This is a genomic window from Vibrio nigripulchritudo (assembly GCF_027924785.1).
Lineage (GTDB): Bacteria > Pseudomonadota > Gammaproteobacteria > Enterobacterales > Vibrionaceae > Vibrio > Vibrio nigripulchritudo.
This window is the reverse complement of record NZ_AP027050.1, coordinates 1,022,316-1,040,868: the sequence shown is the minus strand read 5'-3', so window position 1 is coordinate 1,040,868 and position 18,553 is coordinate 1,022,316. Positions and strand designations below refer to the sequence as shown.

Annotated in this window: 16 protein-coding genes and 1 pseudogene; 12 read left to right on the top strand and 5 right to left on the bottom strand. The window is 45.6% G+C overall.

What is annotated here, in order from left to right; genetic code table 11:
- The first annotated feature begins 67 nt into the window (after window positions 1–67).
- A complete protein-coding gene (locus QMG91_RS23070; protein WP_022589022.1) occupies window positions 68–2,359 on the top strand; it encodes a bifunctional diguanylate cyclase/phosphodiesterase in 2,292 nt (763 codons plus the stop codon).
- 67 nt (window positions 2,360–2,426) lie between these two features.
- On the opposite strand, the gene QMG91_RS23065 is transcribed toward QMG91_RS23070, so the two are convergent.
- Window positions 2,427–3,416: a sugar-binding transcriptional regulator gene (locus tag QMG91_RS23065; RefSeq protein WP_004407819.1), complete on the bottom strand. Its 990-nt coding sequence runs from the start codon at window positions 3,414–3,416 to the stop codon at window positions 2,427–2,429.
- Between the two features lie 411 nt (window positions 3,417–3,827).
- On the opposite strand from QMG91_RS23065, the gene tal reads away from it, so the two are divergent.
- Both tal and tkt read left to right on the top strand, forming a co-directional pair.
- Window positions 3,828–4,778 (top strand): transaldolase, encoded by a 951-nt coding sequence (gene tal / locus QMG91_RS23060; protein ID WP_281832567.1) that lies wholly within the window; start codon window positions 3,828–3,830, stop codon window positions 4,776–4,778.
- Window positions 4,779–4,866: 88 nt separating this feature from the next.
- Window positions 4,867–6,859: pseudogene (gene tkt / locus QMG91_RS23055) on the top strand (transketolase).
- 82 nt (window positions 6,860–6,941) lie between these two features.
- On the opposite strand, the gene QMG91_RS23050 reads toward tkt, so the two are convergent.
- On the bottom strand, window positions 6,942–7,427 hold the full coding sequence (locus tag QMG91_RS23050) for a cupin domain-containing protein (RefSeq protein WP_281832564.1): 486 nt from the start codon (window positions 7,425–7,427) through the stop codon (window positions 6,942–6,944).
- 144 nt (window positions 7,428–7,571) lie between these two features.
- Between QMG91_RS23050 and QMG91_RS23045 the strand changes: the two genes are divergently transcribed.
- The 7 genes from QMG91_RS23045 (at window position 7,572) to QMG91_RS23015 (ending at window position 14,594) form a co-directional block, all read left to right on the top strand.
- A complete protein-coding gene (locus tag QMG91_RS23045; RefSeq protein WP_281832561.1) occupies window positions 7,572–8,339 on the top strand; it encodes a DeoR/GlpR family DNA-binding transcription regulator in 768 nt (255 codons plus the stop codon).
- Window positions 8,336–9,352, top strand: a complete 1,017-nt coding sequence (locus QMG91_RS23040) for an ABC transporter ATP-binding protein (protein WP_281832558.1) — start codon at window positions 8,336–8,338, stop codon at window positions 9,350–9,352. The genes QMG91_RS23045 and QMG91_RS23040 overlap by 4 nt, the downstream gene beginning before the upstream one ends.
- 14 nt (window positions 9,353–9,366) lie before the next feature.
- On the top strand, window positions 9,367–10,653 hold the full coding sequence (locus QMG91_RS23035) for an ABC transporter substrate-binding protein (RefSeq protein ID WP_281832556.1): 1,287 nt from the start codon (window positions 9,367–9,369) through the stop codon (window positions 10,651–10,653).
- Window positions 10,654–10,710: 57 nt separating this feature from the next.
- Window positions 10,711–11,592 carry a carbohydrate ABC transporter permease gene (locus tag QMG91_RS23030; RefSeq protein WP_281832554.1) on the top strand — a complete coding sequence of 294 codons (882 nt, stop codon included), beginning with the start codon at window positions 10,711–10,713 and terminating at the stop codon, window positions 11,590–11,592.
- Window positions 11,589–12,413, top strand: a complete 825-nt coding sequence (locus tag QMG91_RS23025; protein WP_022600552.1) for a carbohydrate ABC transporter permease — start codon at window positions 11,589–11,591, stop codon at window positions 12,411–12,413. Before QMG91_RS23030 ends, QMG91_RS23025 begins: the two co-directional genes overlap by 4 nt.
- A complete protein-coding gene (locus tag QMG91_RS23020; RefSeq protein ID WP_022589534.1) occupies window positions 12,413–13,216 on the top strand; it encodes an HAD-IIB family hydrolase in 804 nt (267 codons plus the stop codon). Before QMG91_RS23025 ends, QMG91_RS23020 begins: the two co-directional genes overlap by 1 nt.
- Before the next feature lie 406 nt (window positions 13,217–13,622).
- The gene (locus QMG91_RS23015) at window positions 13,623–14,594 is read left to right on the top strand and encodes a porin (protein WP_281832551.1); all 972 of its coding nucleotides are present in this window, start codon (window positions 13,623–13,625) and stop codon (window positions 14,592–14,594) included.
- 138 nt (window positions 14,595–14,732) lie between these two features.
- On the opposite strand, the gene QMG91_RS23010 is transcribed toward QMG91_RS23015, so the two are convergent.
- Window positions 14,733–15,077 carry a HopJ type III effector protein gene (locus QMG91_RS23010; protein ID WP_281832548.1) on the bottom strand — a complete coding sequence of 115 codons (345 nt, stop codon included), beginning with the start codon at window positions 15,075–15,077 and terminating at the stop codon, window positions 14,733–14,735.
- A 190-nt stretch (window positions 15,078–15,267) separates the two neighbouring features.
- Here QMG91_RS23010 and QMG91_RS23005 point away from each other — a divergent pair, with 190 nt between their 5' ends.
- Window positions 15,268–15,921 (top strand): GGDEF domain-containing protein, encoded by a 654-nt coding sequence (locus tag QMG91_RS23005; RefSeq protein WP_281832545.1) that lies wholly within the window; start codon window positions 15,268–15,270, stop codon window positions 15,919–15,921.
- A complete protein-coding gene (locus tag QMG91_RS23000) occupies window positions 15,918–16,301 on the top strand; it encodes a BLUF domain-containing protein (protein WP_281832542.1) in 384 nt (127 codons plus the stop codon). Before QMG91_RS23005 ends, QMG91_RS23000 begins: the two co-directional genes overlap by 4 nt.
- Window positions 16,302–16,385: 84 nt before the next feature.
- Here QMG91_RS23000 and QMG91_RS22995 read toward each other — a convergent pair whose 3' ends face one another.
- Both QMG91_RS22995 and QMG91_RS22990 read right to left on the bottom strand, forming a co-directional pair.
- Window positions 16,386–17,561, bottom strand: a complete 1,176-nt coding sequence (locus QMG91_RS22995) for an MFS transporter (protein ID WP_022561340.1) — start codon at window positions 17,559–17,561, stop codon at window positions 16,386–16,388.
- Complete coding sequence (locus tag QMG91_RS22990; protein WP_281832538.1) at window positions 17,554–18,519, bottom strand: GlxA family transcriptional regulator; 966 nt, start codon at window positions 18,517–18,519, stop codon at window positions 17,554–17,556. Before QMG91_RS22990 ends, QMG91_RS22995 begins: the two co-directional genes overlap by 8 nt.
- Between the last annotated feature and the right edge of the window lie 34 nt (window positions 18,520–18,553).

The window sequence follows — 18,553 nt, the reverse complement described above, 5'->3', positions numbered from 1 at the left end:
AGTTTTTGGATAATTCACGTCTCCCTACAAAAGTCACTGTACGGTATCAAGGAAGTCAAAGGTAGTAATGGCAGACCTAAAACGGAACATCTGGACATTGTATAAACTGCTTTTGCTTATAAGCAGTACGATATTTTTGTTCATCGCATGGCAACAGTGGTTAAAAGTAGAGCGTTCACATTCGCAAGAGCAGTTTAATGCCGTTCAAATCTTCACAAACGGCATTACTTCTTTGCTAAACAACCAGGAAATGGTTCTGGACGTGCTCGGCGATCGTTTGTTGTCGGAAAACAATTACGAAAGTGATGATGCCAGTCAGGAATGGCTGGATCGCCTGTTAAGTATCAACAATAGCATTGCCGCATTTGGGCTCGCCGACCCTTATGGCGAAATACATCTAGTCAGCTCTAATTTAAGCAAATTCACCCAACCCAACCTGCTTCATAAAGAAAGTACTCGCGAGTCATTTGCCAAAACCCTCACCAGTTATTCAATGGTTCTTGGCCGAACTTATTACAAGGAAGACATCGACGAATTCATCCTGCCTATTCGCAAAGCCATCAGAGATGAATCTGGAAATGTTCTGGCGGTCATGACGGCAGGCTTGCAACTTGATCAGACTACTCTCTTCAACATACGGCTGCACGACAATTACGAACATAAAATAGGCGTGATTCGAGACGACTATTTTGTTCAGTTTATGACAACGCCAGAAAGAAACGGCATTGACTACAACACGCCAATTTCTGAGCGATACTTCGACAACATGTTGAACAGTGTTGCCAAATCCAACGGTTATACTCTAAAGGATTTGAAAAGAGTTGAGTCTCCAACGGTAGGTTATGTGCTTGATCAGCAGAAGCCGGGGTTATACGCGATTCAGTATATCCCCCGATTCGATATATGGACCGTTTCTGAAATTGATCTGCGCCACGTAGTATTTGAGTATCTTGGGGTTATGGCGGTTTACATTGCCATTTTCTTAGCCATTCAGGCCGTGTTCTTCCTGTTTGTTCGTTCCATCGATAAACATGAAAAAGACCGTCACGACGAGCTTCTGTTTCAAGCGAATCATGACCCACTAACACAGTTACCTAATCGTCATTATTTGCGCTCGCACATTCATCGCTGGCTGCGCCCCACTGCTCCTCCGTTTTCAATCCTTTTCATGGATATGGACCACTTTAAAAATGTGAATGACAGTTCCGGTCACGATCATGGTGATAAAGTTTTGGAAGAAATTGCAGCAAGGCTACGTTCTATTTCGGACGATCAAACGCTTCTGATTCGTGAAAGCGGCGACGAGTTTATTATTGTGACGTCATTAAGCGACCATTATGAATTGAATCGCTTTGCGAACAACATTATTCACAATCTCTCGAAACCCTATGAGATAGATCAGTTCAGCTTCATTCTTGGTTGCAGTATTGGTATTGCACAATATCCTGAACACGGGACTAGCTTGGATTCCCTACTCCGTTGCGCCGACATTGCCATGTACGATGCGAAAACTCGGCGCAACTCAGTCAGCTTCTTTACAGAGTCAATGCAAAGCAGCTATCTGCACACGGTGAAGCTCGAACAGAGACTTCGACAGGCTATCCAGCAGAGCAAACTGTACATGGTATACCAACCTCAGTTTAACGCGGAAGGTAACCTTCATGGTGTTGAAGCACTGGTGCGCTGGAATGACGACGAACTTGGTTTTGTGCCACCGGACAAATTCATTCCAATTGCAGAGTCGTGTGGCTTGATGCCAACTCTTGGTCAGCTGATCATTGATACTACGCTGGCAGAAATGTCTCAGCTACAAAGACAGCTCGGCTACGACTTTCAGGTTTCCATCAATATTTCTGTTCGTCAGATTACTCAAGAAGATTTCTTAGATAAGCTGATTCTGTCTATTCAGACCCAGCGTTTTAATCAGCACAATATCACTTTGGAAATCACTGAGAACCTGTTCATTGAAGACATCGACATTGTGCGTCCTGTTTGTGAAAACCTGAATCGCTTAGGTGTCCGAATTTCTTTGGATGACTTCGGAACAGGCTATTCGTCTCTGAGTATGCTCGGTGAATTACCCTTTCAGGAAATCAAAATCGACAAAGGCTTTATCGACAACATCCTTACTTGCACTAAGTCATTAAAAATGGCGCAGAATATTATTGCGATCGGTAAGAATTTTGACATGCAGGTTCTGGCTGAAGGTGTTGAGACCGAAAAGCACGAAGCCGTTCTGAAACGATGTGGCTGTGACCTGTTCCAGGGCTACTACTACGCAAGACCAATGGCGATGGAAGAGTTGTATCAGTTTGCAGAATCAACGGGGCATACTCAAAGTACTGCCGCCATCGCGTAGCAGATATAGGAAGCAAAACAGCGAGGACAACCTCGCTGTTTTCAATTAGAAGTTTTGCCGTTTTCGACTATTTGTCGATAACGCCCATCTGTTCATCTAGGTTGAGCACAGTTAATGCGTTACTTACCGTTGTCGCAATCACATCGACTACCCCTGTTCTAAGCGCGCCGAGAAGCGCCAGTGGCTTACTGTTTTCGGCTGCTATCGCAATGACTTCCGCAATCGGACGGAACTCTTCCAGATTCAAGCCGATAACCCTGTCACTCATCACCGTATTTGCCGAGTTGCCCTGTACGTCGAAAAAGTCATAACCCGCAAAGTCTCCAACCACTCCCTGATGTAGACGTGCCTGAACCACTTCTTCAGCGGTAAACCAGCCTAGATCCACCATGTAACTGTTTTCGCTCATATCGCCAATGCCCACCAAAGCAACATCGGCTTTACGCGCCAGATCCAGTGTCTGTTTAACGGTTCCGTTCTCCATGAACGCAATCTTTTGCGCTTTGTTTTCCGCGTACGCTGGCGCATAAAGCGTTTCAGATGTGCCACCGTACTTTTTGGCTAACTGTCGGCAAATGTGGTCAGCATTAAACTTACCGCCTCTTGGGTGAATACCGCCGATTCCACAAACAAATTTGCAGTCTCGGGGAGAAATCACCCCCATATGGTGGGCTACGGCAGATACGTTTCTTCCCTGTCCTACCGTTACCACAGTGCCGTTTTTCAGGGTACTGTTCAGGTGATTAGACACCAGGCTCGCCACTTGCTGACGCTGCTGCTCTTCCGTCGGCTGGTCTAATGCAACAAGCGCGCGCTTAACACCAAACCGTTCAATTAATCGCTGCTCTATCTTGGCACTGAATACCGGGTGGTACTTAACCGTTATTTCAACAATGCCTTCATCACGCGCTTGTTTGAGCATGCGCCCAACTTTTGCTCGGGAAATGGAAAACTTTTTGGAAATTTCTTCCTGAGTCGCGCCATCCTGATAATAGGCTACGGAAATCTCGGTCAGCAGGTCGCTATTTTCCGCATTGATGTCATTTTTTGTGGTCATGATGCTTTAGTAATGAGTCGATTTAGGTGATAAATCCTAAATCTAAGTAGCAAAAAACGCAACATTCGCTCACCATCATTACATTTACTCACTCGCTTATTTTTTCACAATTTCGTCAGTTTTGACGAGCCGTGAAACAAGCAAACGATTAATTAACTACTGGTTGTGAGGTAAATTACGTTTCACTGAAATTTCTGTATTGTGACATCAATCAATGATTGACATTAATCGCTGATCGATTAAATATGGCTACATCATTTACTCACTTAGTGAACATATGTTCGATACAAATGTTCACCGAGCAAAGAACGTTTATAGTTGGCGAAATTCCTTAACCATTTTCGTCTGACTTGCTTGCAATTTAGTGCGCGTTTTCATTTTTAGTCGCGCCCAAGAAATAGGATGATCGTAATGAGCAATAAGTTAGAGCAACTTCGTAAACTGACCACTGTCGTGGCAGATACTGGCGAAATCGATGCTATCAAAAAGTACCAGCCAGAAGACGCAACAACTAACCCTTCTCTTATTCTTAAAGCTGCTCAAATCGCAGAGTACGCACCTCTGATTGACCAAGCGATTGATTACGCAAAATCTCAAAGCGCAGACAAAGCTCAGCAAGTTCAAGACGCTTGTGACATGCTTGCTGTTAACATCGGTAAAGAAATCCTAACGACTATCCCTGGTCGTATCTCTACTGAAGTTGATGCACGTCTTTCTTACGATACAGAAGGCAGCGTTGCTAAAGCTCGTCAGCTTATCAAAATGTACAACGATGCAGGCATCTCTAACGACCGTATCCTGATCAAACTTGCTTCTACCTGGGAAGGTATCCGCGCTGCAGAAATCCTAGAGAAAGAAGGCATTAACTGTAACCTGACGCTTCTGTTCTCGTTTGCTCAGGCTCGTGCTTGTGCAGAAGCTGGCGTATTCCTAATCTCTCCATTCGTTGGTCGCATCATGGACTGGTACAAAGCGAAAGAAGGTCGCGACTTTGAAGCGTCTGAAGATCCAGGTGTGCTTTCTGTAACTAAGATCTACAACTACTACAAAGAGTACGGCTACGACACTGTGGTTATGGGCGCGAGCTTCCGTAACATTGGTGAAATCCTAGAGCTGGCTGGCTGTGACCGCCTGACTATCGCTCCTGCTCTACTGGCAGAGCTTGAAGCCTCTGAAGGTGAAGTGGTTGAGAAACTGGTTGACTCTAACGGTTCTGCTGACCGCCCAGCAGCTATGACGCACGCTGAGTTCCTATGGGATCACAACCAAGACGCAATGGCTGTTGAAAAACTGGCTGAAGGTATCCGTAACTTCGCAGTTGACCAAGGCAAGCTAGAAACAATGATTGAAGCGAAGCTTTAATACTTATACCTAATCAAATAAAGGGGAGCCGCTGTGTTCCCCTCTTAGTTTTCACTTTCTTTTTTTATAATTCTATTTGGAAGTAATTATGGATCGCAAACATTTAGCTAATGCAATTCGTGCTCTGAGCATGGATGGCGTTCAAGCAGCGAACTCCGGTCACCCAGGCGCACCTATGGGTATGGCAGACATCGCTGAAGTTCTTTGGCGCTCTCACCTAAACCACAACCCATCGAACCCTGAGTGGGCAGACCGCGACCGTTTTGTACTGTCTAACGGTCACGGCTCTATGCTGATTTACTCTCTGCTTCATCTGGCGGGTTACGATTTGCCAATCGAAGAGTTGAAGAACTTCCGTCAACTGCACTCTAAAACGCCAGGTCACCCAGAATACGGTTACGCACCAGGTGTTGAGACGACGACAGGTCCTTTAGGTCAAGGCATCACCAACGCTGTGGGCATGGCACTGGCAGAGAAATCTCTGGCGGCGCAGTTCAACAAAGACGGTCACGACATTGTTGACCACTTCACTTACGCTTTCATGGGCGACGGCTGTCTGATGGAAGGCATCTCGCACGAAGCGTGTTCTCTTGCAGGCACATTGGGTCTTGGCAAGCTGATTGCGTTCTGGGATGACAACGGCATCTCTATCGACGGTGAAGTGGAAGGCTGGTTCTCTGACGACACGCCTAAGCGTTTTGAAGCGTACGGCTGGCATGTGATTCCAGCGGTCGACGGTCACGACGCTGAAGCCATTAATGCAGCGATTGAAGCCGCGAAAGCCGATCCTCGCCCGACATTGATTTGTACTAAGACCATCATCGGTTTCGGTTCACCAAACAAATCCGGTTCGCACGACTGTCACGGTGCGCCATTGGGTCATGAAGAAATTGCAGCAGCACGTGAGTTTTTAGGTTGGGAGCACGGTCCTTTTGAAATTCCGCAGGAAGTCTACGCAGAGTGGTCTGCGAAAGAAGCAGGCGCAGCTAAGGAAGCAGCGTGGAACGAGAAATTTGCAGCTTATGAAGCAGCGTATCCAGAGCTTGCCGCTGAATTCAAGCGCGTCGAGTAAACGGCGACCTGCCAGCAGAATGGGAAGCGAAAGCGAACCAAATCATTGCTGACCTTCAGGCAAACCCAGCCAACATCGCATCACGTAAAGCGTCTCAAAACGCACTGGAAGCCTTCGGCGCTATCCTGCCTGACTTCATGGGTGGCTCCGCTGACCTTGCGCCTTCAAACCTGACCATGTGGTCTGGCTCTAAGTCACTGACGGCAGAAGACGCGTCCGGTAACTACATCCACTACGGTGTGCGTGAGTTCGGTATGACACCATCATGAACGGTATCGCGCTACATGGCGGTTTCGTTCCTTACGGTGCCACCTTCCTGATGTTCATGGAATACGCGCGTAACGCAATGCGTATGGCGGCACTGATGAAAGTGCAGAACATTCAGGTATACACGCACGACTCCATCGGTCTGGGTGAAGACGGTCCGACTCACCAGCCAGTTGAGCAAATTGCGTCTCTTCGTCTGACACCAAACATGAGCACATGGCGTCCATGTGACCAGGTAGAATCTGCAGTCGCATGGAAACTGGCGATTGAGCGCAAAGACGGTCCAACATCGCTTATCTTCTCTCGTCAGAACCTGTACCAGCAAGAGCGTGACGCAGCACAGGTTGCTGATATCGCAAAAGGCGGTTACATCCTGAAAGACAGCGATGGCAAGCCTGAGCTTATCCTGATTGCAACGGGTTCAGAAGTCGAGCTGACTGTAGAAGCAGCAGCGAAACTGACTGAAGCGGGCAAGAAAGTTCGCGTCGTATCTATGCCTTCTACGGACGCATTCGACAAGCAAGACGCGGCTTACCGTGAATCCGTACTGCCATCAGACGTGACGGCGCGTATCGCTGTTGAAGCGGGCATCGCTGACTTCTGGTACAAGTACGTAGGTTTCGACGGTCGTATCATTGGTATGACAACATTCGGTGAATCTGCACCAGCAGGCGAACTGTTCAAGATGTTCGGTTTCACCGTAGAAAACGTGGTTAAGACTGCAAACGAATTGCTGGCCTAATCGACAGTTTTTTATCCAAAGCCCTGCTCTTTTTGAGTGGGGCTTTTTACTATCTGAAGCTATGCCATCGATGGTTGGTCATCTACTTTTTGCCCACTGACCCACCTGGCTCGTCAATATTTTCGATATCCACCAAGTTCCACGGTAGCCCCTGATTGCGATAAATGCGCTTCTTCAAACGCGTGTAATCGGCAACATCATGATCCAACCTCTGACCCACAACGATACAACGTAACGTTTGTGTTCCCGTATTGGTCATTGAGTGCGCTTCTCCACCAGCCGGATGCCCAATAAAGTCACCTTCCGAAATTTCATATGAACTTTCGCCGATATAAACAGTAGCTTTGCCTTCTAGTACGTAAACACATTCATCTTCGAAGTAATGCACATGGTGTTCAGTCGAGTCAAAACCTGGCTGTATTTCGATAATATGAAATCCAAATCCAGTTATGCCGACTAAATCACCTAGTGACTTATTGATTCTTTTAGCATTTTCATTCAAGAAATGCGTTTTATCTGTTCCTTCCAGCGCTTCAATCTCATTTTTCTTTACGATTCCATGTTTCATATTGCTCTTACGCTCACATCAAGAGTTAATCCGATAGTGTTCACATTTATTTAATATTTCTGTCAATAAACACCATTTAAGCTGTAACAAATCGTTTCTAGGATCTAGTTTTGAAAATATAAATGTTCATTTGAAAACCAAAATATGAAACCCGATCCACGACAACAAGACATACTAAAAATGCTCAACGAGCACGGATTTGTCACGACAGAAGATCTCGCTAAGCACTTTAATCTCACAACTCAGACCATGAGAAAAGACATCAATATCTTATGTGAGATGGGGCTAGCCAAACGCAAGCATGGTGGTGTAGCCCTTCCCCCTGCAATGCAAAATCAAAACTTTTCTGCACGTGCCAGCTTTAATGAGTCGGTAAAGAAAAAGATAGGTGAAATCGCAGCACAATACATTGAACCAGAGAGTACTTTATTCCTTGGGTATGGCTCTACCGTTATCGGGCTGGCGCAGTCGCTACCAAGACAAATCGCGCTAACGGTCGTCACCAATAACCTGAACGCCGCCTTGATCCTCAGCGATTATCCAAACATAGAAACCTGGCTCACCGGTGGAAAAATTAGAAACCAACACAAGGACATGACGGGTTTTACCGCGACTGAGCTGTTGCGTTCTTTTAGAGCAGACCTTGCTGTTTGCAGTATTGCCGGAATATCTGAAACGGGTGAACTGCATGAATTCCAGTACGAAGAAGCAGAAATCACTCGCCTGATACTCAAGAACAGCAAAAAGACGTTTTTACTCGCAGACAGCAGCAAGTACCTACGCAGTGCGACTGTTAGTTTTGCCCACATGAAAGATATCGATACGCTCTTCACTGACTGTGAAGACTCAACGTTAGCAGACTTGTGTAAGCAGTCGGATACCCATTTGATTCTTACGGAGGAACACTCATGAGCTACCTCCAGATAAACAACATCAAAAAGCGATTTGCCGACAAGGAAGCGCTAAAGAACATTGATTTTCAAGTGAACAAAGGCGAGTTTGTTGCGCTGCTAGGACCTTCCGGTTGTGGGAAAACCACCTTACTGAGAATTCTTGCAGGCTTGGAAAGCGCAACTGAAGGGCAATTCTTTATCGATAACGAAGACGTGACGGCTCGTTCGCCCAGCGACAGGCACATCAGCATGGTCTTTCAGTCCTATGCGTTGTTCCCCCACCTTTCGGTAAAAGAAAACATCTTATTTGGTTTAAAGGCACGTAAAGTCCCCGCCAAAACTCAGAAACAAAGGCTGGAAGAAGCCGTTAACCAGGTTGGATTAGCCGACTATCTGAACAAATTGCCTTCCCAACTTTCAGGCGGCCAACGGCAGCGTGTTGCTCTGGCGAGATCTATCGTATCGCACCACCCAATCTGTTTGATGGACGAACCACTTTCTAATCTCGATGCGCAGCTCAGAGCTGATATGCGAAGCGAGCTTCGTCAACTTCAGCAAGATCTTGGGCTAACGGTGATTTACGTTACTCATGATCAGGTAGAAGCCATGTCAATGGCAGACAAGATCGTCTTACTCAATCAGGGTGTAATTGAACAAATTGGCAAACCCCAAGAATTATATCAACACCCCGCGACAACGTTTTCTGCCCGTTTTATCGGAAGCCCTCCGATGAACCTGCTTCAATTGAAAAACAAACCGTTTCTGACAGGTATCAGACCCGAACATATGCGTGTGGAGCAATCGGGAGAAAGCTGCACCGTATTAAAAGCCGATTATCACGGAGACAGTACCTTAGTCACTGCCGAAATCGAAGGTAACCAGCAGCTTTGTATCAAGCTGGATGGTCACCAGACACTTCAAAAAGGTGACTTGCTCAGTGTCAGTTGGGATGACAGCGACTGTTGTTATTTTGATCCTGACACTCAGCGACTTTTACCCACACCCCAAACTCAAAAATTCGCTACTGTTTAGTTAAGGATAAAACCATGAAAGCGATAAAGCGTGCTCTTGGACTCAGTATTTTAGCCAGTTCTTCTTTGGCGTATGCCGCAGATAAAACTGAACTCACTATGTACTACCCCGTAGCCGTTGGAGGCGCACTGACTCAGGTTGTCGACGGGATGGTCGACGATTTCGAGAAACAAAATCCAGACATCTCAGTTACTGCTATTTACGCCGGTAACTACGACGACACTCGCGTAAAAGCACTCGCCGCTCTGAAAGCAGGAGAACCTGTACAAACTTCTGTGCTTTTCTCTATCGATCTGCTTGAACTGAAACGCATGGGTGTTATTCGACCGTTCGATGACTTTGCCAAAACTTCTGAAGACAAAACATGGCTGAATAGCTTCTACCCTGCGTTGATGGAGAACGGACAGCATGAAGGCAAAACCTACGGCATCCCTTTCCAGCGTTCCACAATCGTCATGTACTACAACAAAGACGCATACCGAGCTGCTGGGTTGGATCCAGAATCACCACCTACGACATGGAAAGCATTAAGAGAAACCGCTGCAAAACTGGTGAAAAAGGACGGTTCAGGAAAAGTAACCCAGTGGGGAATGATGATTCCTTCTACAGGTTACCCGTACTGGATGTTTGGTGCTCTGACGAAACAACAAGGTCAGACACTGATGTCTTCTGATGGGAAAACCGTCAACTTCAACAGCCCCAAAGTGGTAGAGGCTCTAGAGTTCTGGAAAGACTTGGGAACCAAAGATCAGGTGATGCCAAAAGGCACCATTGAATGGGGAACACTTCGTCAGGAGTTTCTTGAAGGCAATACCGCAATGATGTGGCACTCGACAGGTAACCTTACAGCCGTACTTAAAAATGCCAAGTTTGACGTTGGTGTTGCACAACTACCTGCAAATGCAGAACTTGGTTCTCCAACTGGTGGCGGTAACTTCTACCTGCTTAATTCTGGCACAGATTCCGAGCAAAAAGCTGCATACAAGCTGGTGAAGTTTATGTCTTCACCTGAGCGAAGTGCACAGTGGAGTATTGCCACGGGTTACGTTGGTGTCAGTGAAGCGGCTTACCAGACCGAAGCGCTAAAAACCCACGCGCAAAAGGTGCCTCAGGCAGTAGTGGCTCGTGACCAACTTAAACACGCCACAGCAGAGCTGGCAACTTACGAAGCCGGACGGGTCAGAAAGGCACTGGATGACGCCATTCAGGCAACGCTTACCGGACAGAGCTCTGCCCAACAGGCACTCGATAAAGCGCAGAAACAGGCAGAACGCTTGTTAAAGCGCGCGACACGATCTTAATCACTTGAACCAGAGCGGACGAGGAATTTTCCGACTCCGCTCTATTTCGGATAACTTATGTATTTACGCTTTAGCCAAATACCCAATTCACTGCTCGCCTGGTTGCTGCTGTTACCTGCATTGGTTTTGCTGAGCAACTTTACCTTTATACCTGCGTTTAATAGCTTCTTTACCAGCTTTTTCTATCAAGGAAGTGAAGGTACAACGTTTGTCGGTGCAGAGAATTTAGAGTATTTGCTGGATGATCCTATTTTTCTTCAGGCTTTGGTTAACAACGGCTGGTATGCGCTGGTCACTGTTCCTGTGTCTATTGTTTTAGCGCTAGCAATGGCAGTTTGGGTCAATGAAAACATCTTCGGACGTGGATTTCTTCGTCTTGCCTATTTCATCCCGACTATGCTGCCTATGGTTGCTGCCGCGAATATCTGGTTGTTCTTCTATTCGCCAAACATTGGGCTATTCAATACCGTTCTTGGATACGTAGGAATAGAACCAAGAAACTGGCTGGGAGACCCAGATACGGCACTGGGTTCTTTGATGTTACTCACCATATGGAAAGAAGCTGGCTTTTTCATGATCTTCTACTTAGCCGCTTTACAAGCGATTCCTGGGGAGCTGAACGATGCGGCAAAAGTTGAGTCGCCAAGTTACTGGTATCGATTCAAAAGAGTCACCTTGCCCCTGCTTGGACCCACAACCTTGTTTGTTCTCATTAATGCACTAATCAATGCATTTAAACTGGTCGATCACCTGTTCATTCTCACCAAGGGTGGTCCGAACAATTCCAGTACCTTGCTGCTCTATTACATCTACGAGACGGCGTTTTCTTACCTAGATCATGAATACGCTTCCAGCCTGACATTAGTGTTATTGCTGTTACTTGCAGTCTGCTCAGGCGTTCAGTTTTTACTCAGTCGTAAGCGGGTGCACTATCGATGAATCAGATTCATATAACTCCTTGGTCAAAGATCATCAATGGCATTGCCAGTTGGCTGCTCGGATTGCTCTGGGTGTTGCCATTGCTCTATATGGTGTGGGCAGCATTTCATAGTGGTTCAGATGCCATTTCATTTGATCTGAGTTCCCCCTGGCGACTCGATAACTTTTTTGAAGCTTGGACGATGGCACCATTTGTCACCTACATGTGGAATACCTTCTGCTTCGTCACTTTGCTGCTCGCTCTACAAATTGTGGTTTGCACCCTCGCGGCCTACGCGCTTGCAAGACTGGATTTTAAAGGTAAGAGCATCATATTCGGTGCCATATTACTGCAACTGATGATCATGCCTGAAGCGCTCATCAGTGAGAATTATCAACGAATTGCAAATCTTAATGCGATCGATACCTATTGGGCGATCGCCCTTCCCTATATCGCCAGCGCGTTTGGGATATTCTTGTTACGTCAGACTTTTATGCAGGTTCCTCAGGAGCTTGAAGACGCAGCGAGAGTAGAAGGATTGAGTAGATTCGCCACCATCTTAAAAGTTTACGTACCGCTAGCAAAACCGACTTACCTTGCCTACGGTCTTGTCTCTATATCCTACCACTGGAACAATTTTCTTTGGCCTGTCGTAGTGACCAACACAGAACAAAGCCGCCCTATTACGGTTGGAATCGCGCTGTTCGGCTCACCGGAAATCGGGGTCGATTGGGGCGTTCTGAGTGCGGGAACACTGATTTCTATATCGCCTTTGCTGGCAATCTTTCTTATCTTCCAAAAACAATTCATGCAGTCTTTTATGAATTCGGGTCTTAAATAATGAATGCAAAAGAAACCAATACTTATTACGAAATGACCACACCAAGTCTTATTTTTACAGATGTAGACGACACGTTGACTCACAATGGTGAGCTGCCTGTCGAAACGCTCCATGCTTTGTATCGATTAAGAGAAGCCGGAATTGAAGTGGTGCCCGTTACTGGTGCATGTGCTGGCTGGTGCGATCAGATCGCCAGATTATGGCCAGTTCAGGGGGTCATTGGGGAAAACGGGGCGTTCTCCATTACAAAGAACAACGGCAGCATTGATTTCTTCGATACGGTTTCAGACGAAGATCGAAGAATAAACAGAGAATGTCTTCTGAAGATAGTTGACCGAGTCACCACCGAAGTCCCTTCACTATTGCCAGCAAAGGACAACATGTATCGACGATACGATGTCGCTATTGATCACGGGCAAGACAACAGCGGGGTTTCGAAAGAAGACTTGGACAGAGCGATGACTATTATTCGCTCTTTTGGTGTGAGTGCTGCTGTAAGTTCGGTTCATATTAATCTTTGGGTTGGAGATTACAGTAAAGCCAGCGGCGCCATGGACTGGATTAACACCCATAAGAATTGGTGCGAGGAAGAACTTCAGCTTCGTTGTGCATTTATTGGAGATTCCGCTAACGATGCCGCTATGTTTGAACGTTTTAAGCACACTGTGGGCGTTTCCAACATTCAACCTTTCCTGCCGATGCTTAAGCACAAACCTAAACAGATCATGTCACTGCCCGGAGGTTATGGTTTTGCTGAATGGGCGAATCATGTCCTTGATAGCCGAAAAGTCGAGAGCTGGTAATTTATCCACTTATATGCCTGATTGATTCCATCAACCAGGCATTTTATCCAACATCATGCCATATCAATGCGTGAAGTAGATCTCACTTCTTAAAACAAGCATACCGAACGTTAAACCTTAAAATACATGCAATTATACAGTTCTCCGTACTTTTAATTTTCAACATTATTTCTTCTTATTTTTCATAAAGATAATACAGAACAACAATCTGTATAGTCTTACCTCTTACCTACTTAAATATCCATTCATTTACTCAATAATTCCGCATACAGAACACTTGACCATTAAATGCTTTGAATTCAGTATGCCATACGAATTGAGCGGGTTGGGAAGAAACAAACTCTCAAGCTTTGGAGCTATTGCTCTGATTTTGCTCTGAATTCTTTTGTACATAAATGGATTAATTATGAAAAAAACTCTATTAGCAGTGGCTGCGCTGGCAGCAGCAGGTTCTGTAAACGCAGCAGAAGTATATAACAACGAAGGTTCAACTCTGGACATCAACGGTCGTGCTTTTGCGATTATGCAAGTTGAAGACAGCGGCGCAGGCTCTGAATCTTCTATCAGCGATGGTGGTTCACGTCTTGGCTTTACTGCAAAGCATCAAGCAACTGAAGGTGTAGCTGCAATTGGTCGCTTCGAAGTGGAATATTCAGGAGCACAAGCAACAAAAGCTGGAACGACAGATGAAGAGATCAATATCGCTTTCTCATCCCGTGATTTCTACGCAGGTCTTGAATTTACAAACATCGGTACTCTGACATTTGGTCGCCAGACAACGATTTTTGATGACGCGGCATTCCGCGGTGGATTCGATGAGTGGTATGGCTACTCTCAACAACTGGCAGATCGTGGTCGCGACAACGGCATCGTTAAGTTCTCAGCTAACAAGCTGGTTGAAAACCTGACTGCGGGCGTGACTTATCAGTTTGCTCAAGACGACAACAAACACCGCAGTGGCTTCACTATTGCTGGTGCATACGATCTTCCTATGGGTCTTGGGCTATCGGCTGGTTTCTACGACTACGCTGACGAGGTTTACGCTGGTCGTGCTACTGAAGCGAACTACTCTGGTTTCAACCTAGGTGCAAGCTACAAGATCAACGCAATGAAGTTTGGTGCTGATTTCTCGATGGAAGATCAGGATGGAACAGACGTAACTGCATGGCGTATCGGTGGTGAGTACAACCTGAACGCGGCACGCATTTATGGTGGTTACGGTGAAGTAGACGCAGACGAAGCGGATAAAGAATCTGGTTTCTACGCTGGTGTAGGTTACGCACTCGGCTCGAAAACCACAGTATTCGTTGAATACTCTCAGAAAGATACGGCGACTGATTTCTCTGGTGCAACCGCAGGCATCGTTGTTAACTTCTAATCTAAGTTAACCTAAACCAATCCATGGTTTAAAACTTCTAAATTTCATTTTGAAGAGCAATTAATCCACTGCCTTCTAACCGGATAGAAATCATTGTCTATCCGGTTTTTTTCTTACTAATGTTAGGGTCTGTTGAGGTTATCTAGCAACCAGCGCTTCGCCTTTAAACTCGATGCCTTCCCAGCCAAAACGCATAAAGTTGCGAATATTCTGGTGGTCTTCCCCTTCTGGGTTTTCAAGCACATCTTTACGGTAGAAGTCACCAAAACATGCCAACGCACTCTGAACATCTAGCTGGTTGAGTTTTGCAAAAGCAAAGATTTTGCATGAACCATTATTTTGTTCGGCTTCGTTTACCGTGTCTCCGTTCTTGAACTCTGTTTGTGTGAATTCATAATTCGCGTCAATGACAGAAATGACATCTTGAAATTGAACAGTTTCAGGGGATTGAGACAAAGCGGTCAGTAGTTCCTTTAGCTCCATGGCTGGCTTTCCTTGATTAGACAACAAATAAGCGCCGCATTATATATGATTCGATCACGCCTAAGTAGCCAAAATATTGCCGGCTTTACAGTTTACCTGACTCGAAGTTCGAATTATTTCAATTCAAGTTTGACACCATATGCAAGTAATCTAATAATTGATGTGCGTTCGGTTGACCTAGGTGCAGAGCATGTCAGACAAGATCATAAAGCAAATGTTGTTGTTTGAATTACAAGAACTTACTGGAGATGAAGATAACATCATTATCAGTAGGCTGCAGTCTGTTAACTGTATAAACACAGCGAAAGACATTAGAGATTTGCTTGCCCTTCTGTCTGACCCCTCAAAACACCATTACTTACTGCCTCTAATTAGTAACATTATCCACAACGCGATAGTGAGCGAACGCAAGTCTAGCTACACAGATAAACTCACTGGCTTATTTAACTGCGGTTATTTGAGACACTTAGAAAACTCGCTAAATGACAAAGAATTCACGTTATTCTTCTTCGACTTAAACGGCTTTAAAAAAATTAATGACACCCATGGTCATGAAATGGGTAATTTAGCGCTCCGCGATTTTGCAAAAGCTTTAAAACGAAGTTTTAGACTGAGTGACATTATTCTTCGATATGGAGGAGATGAATTCATAGTCATTGTTTTTAGAGATGACCTCGACGTAGATACCGTCAGAAACCGGTTGGCTAAAAATCTTAACTCTCAGAATAAGAGAGGTTTTTCTATTCATTTCAGTATCGGGAAGGCCGTCAATTCCTGCTGGGATTTTTCACAGACCTTACGATCTGCGGACAGAGAAATGTACATGGATAAGAGAAGACTATGAAACAGATTCTATACAGAAGTATCTCGAAAGTGGACGAAATTGACGTAACCAATATTCTGGAAGTGTCTCGAAAAAATAATAAAGCAAATGACATCACAGGATTTCTGATTTTTCATTTAGATGGGTTCTATCAAATGATTGAAGGCCCAGACAGAAACATAGAAGAACTGGTCACAAAGCTCGGACGCGACCCGAGGCACACAAATATCGAAATTCTATCCTCCAAAGACGTAAAGACTCGGCATTTCCCAGACTGGAGTATGGGCTACCTTAAGCTTGGAAAAGCAATTGGGCTCAGTTTAGCCGATTCAATTTCGAATGAAGATGCCATACTCGAAAAATTCCTCGAATTAACACCCGCTTGTTACCAGGTAACGTAATCAACTGTGGATTGCTTGGGTGTTATTTCGCCCAAGCAATTCCTGAAAAATTTCTCTGATTTTTCCCTCAAATTTCAACGTGTACTACTTTACCGCTTGTTTCATCGACGCTTTTCTGGCGTTAAACAGAAACATCAACATGACGATGACAACAAAAGGTGCGGTGTAGAGATTCAGGTTTTGCCAGCCGATTGTTGCTTCAAGCCAACCAGAAAGCATCGCTGTTATTGCGACACAGCCAAACACAAAGAACTCATTAAATGCCTGTGCTTTAGCGCGATTTTCAGGTTTGTAAGATTGGCTAAACATGCTGGTTGCGGAAATAAACATGAAGTTCCAGCCAACTCCTAGCAATATGAGAGCAAGAGTGAAATGCCACAGAGACTGACCGTGAACATTGATAGCAATGCAACCTATAAACAAAACCGCCCCCGCCACTATCATGTTGCGCGCGCCAAACTGTTCTATTAGCCGCCCAGTGAAAAACGCCGGTACGAACATGCCCAGAACGTGCCACTCTATAACCCCAGCGGCTTTGGTAAAATCAAAACCGCAACCAAGCATGGCTAGGGGTGTCGCTGTCATTAAAAGGTTCATAACCGCATAGGCAACCATGGCAGCAAATACTGAAACCATAAAGTCGGGTTGAGACACGATACTTTTTAACGGTTCACTCGGAGCTTGTTCACTCAGCTTTTGTGCTGGTGGGAAGTCAATGGTTTGCAAAACGATCAACGCGATGATGTTAAGACCAAGCACCGCAGCAAACGCACCTATATACAGCCCGTCGGGTAAAAGGTTTTGAGACATAACGGCGAGATTCGGTCCCAATACTGCAGCCAGAACCCCACCTGCCATAGAAATGGATATCGCCCTGTGTCTTGCGCTTTCAGCACTCACTTCAATAGCAGCAAACCGATAGAGTGTCCCGAAGCCAATACCAATACCGAGCAGCAGTGTCGAGAAACAAAACAACCAGAATAAACCATGGCTGAGAGAGTAAGTTGCAAGTGATGCCCCAATGATTCCGAACAGGTTACCCAAGCTAAAGCCTTTCCTTCTTCCAAGTTTGCCCATGATTAGAGAAGCAGGAATGGTCGCAGCCATTAGACCTAAAAATTGTAACCCGACAGGCAGTGTAATCAGGCTTTGAGACGGGGCTATCTCCTTTCCAATCAATCCTACAACGGAAATTAAGACAATGTTTCCCGTCATCAACAAAGCCTGACAAAGAGAAAGAAGCCACACGTTTCTATTCATTTACATCGTTCCTTTTAAAACGCTGTCGGTAAGCCAATGGGCTCACTCCAAACTGACGTTGAAATAAATTTCTTAAATTATCTCCGCTCATTAACCCTGAGCGGCTGGCGATCCTTTCTAGTGTCAGGTCGCTGTTTTTTAGCAGGTCACAAGCCAGATTCAGGCGTTCTTTTAGTAAATACTGGTTAGGGCTGACATTAAGCTCGTTTCTGAAAATTCGACCTAGCTGGCGAGTGCTCAGCCCAATGTGCTCGGCAATCTGTTCTACTTTAATTTCAGAACTTAGTTTCTGATGGATATATCGAATAGCACTCGCTACCCGCTTGTCACCTGCACTCTGAGCCTGTTGAAAAGATACAAACTGAGATTGCCCCCCAGGTCTGCGATAAAACACCAGAAGTTCCTGAGCAACGGAAACAGAAACCGCGTAACCCAAATCCTGTTCAACCAGTGAAAGACAGAGATCGATTCCTGCTGTTATGCCCGCAGACGTGGAGATGTTACCCTGATGAATGTAAATGGCGTCTGAATCGACCTTAATTTCCGGATAGCGCTGCTGAAGTGTGTCGCAGTGCCGCCAGTGCGTTGTGACAACTCGATTGTTCAGAATGCCTGCCTCTGCCAGCCAGAAAGCACCAGTACAGACAGACGTCACCCGGCGACAAGTATTTGAAATGTTTCTAAGCCAGTCAAAAATGTCTTCCCGCTCTAGGTAGCTTCTGGAAAGGTTACCACCCGGAACCACTAGCGTGTCCAGTTGTTGGATAGCCTGCCAGCTTTCCTCTGCGAAAAGCGTAAGCCCTCCGTCTGTTTTCACTTTTCCCTTTTCAAAAGAAAAGATGATCACTTCATATTCAGGCTCTTCATTAAATTTATTGGCTGAAGCGAAGACTTCTGCCGGTCCAATAACATCCAGACTCTGGCATCCCGGATAGGCGAATATCCCTATTTTCTTCATACATCTCCTTGATAGGAAAACTGCTGTTTTCGCT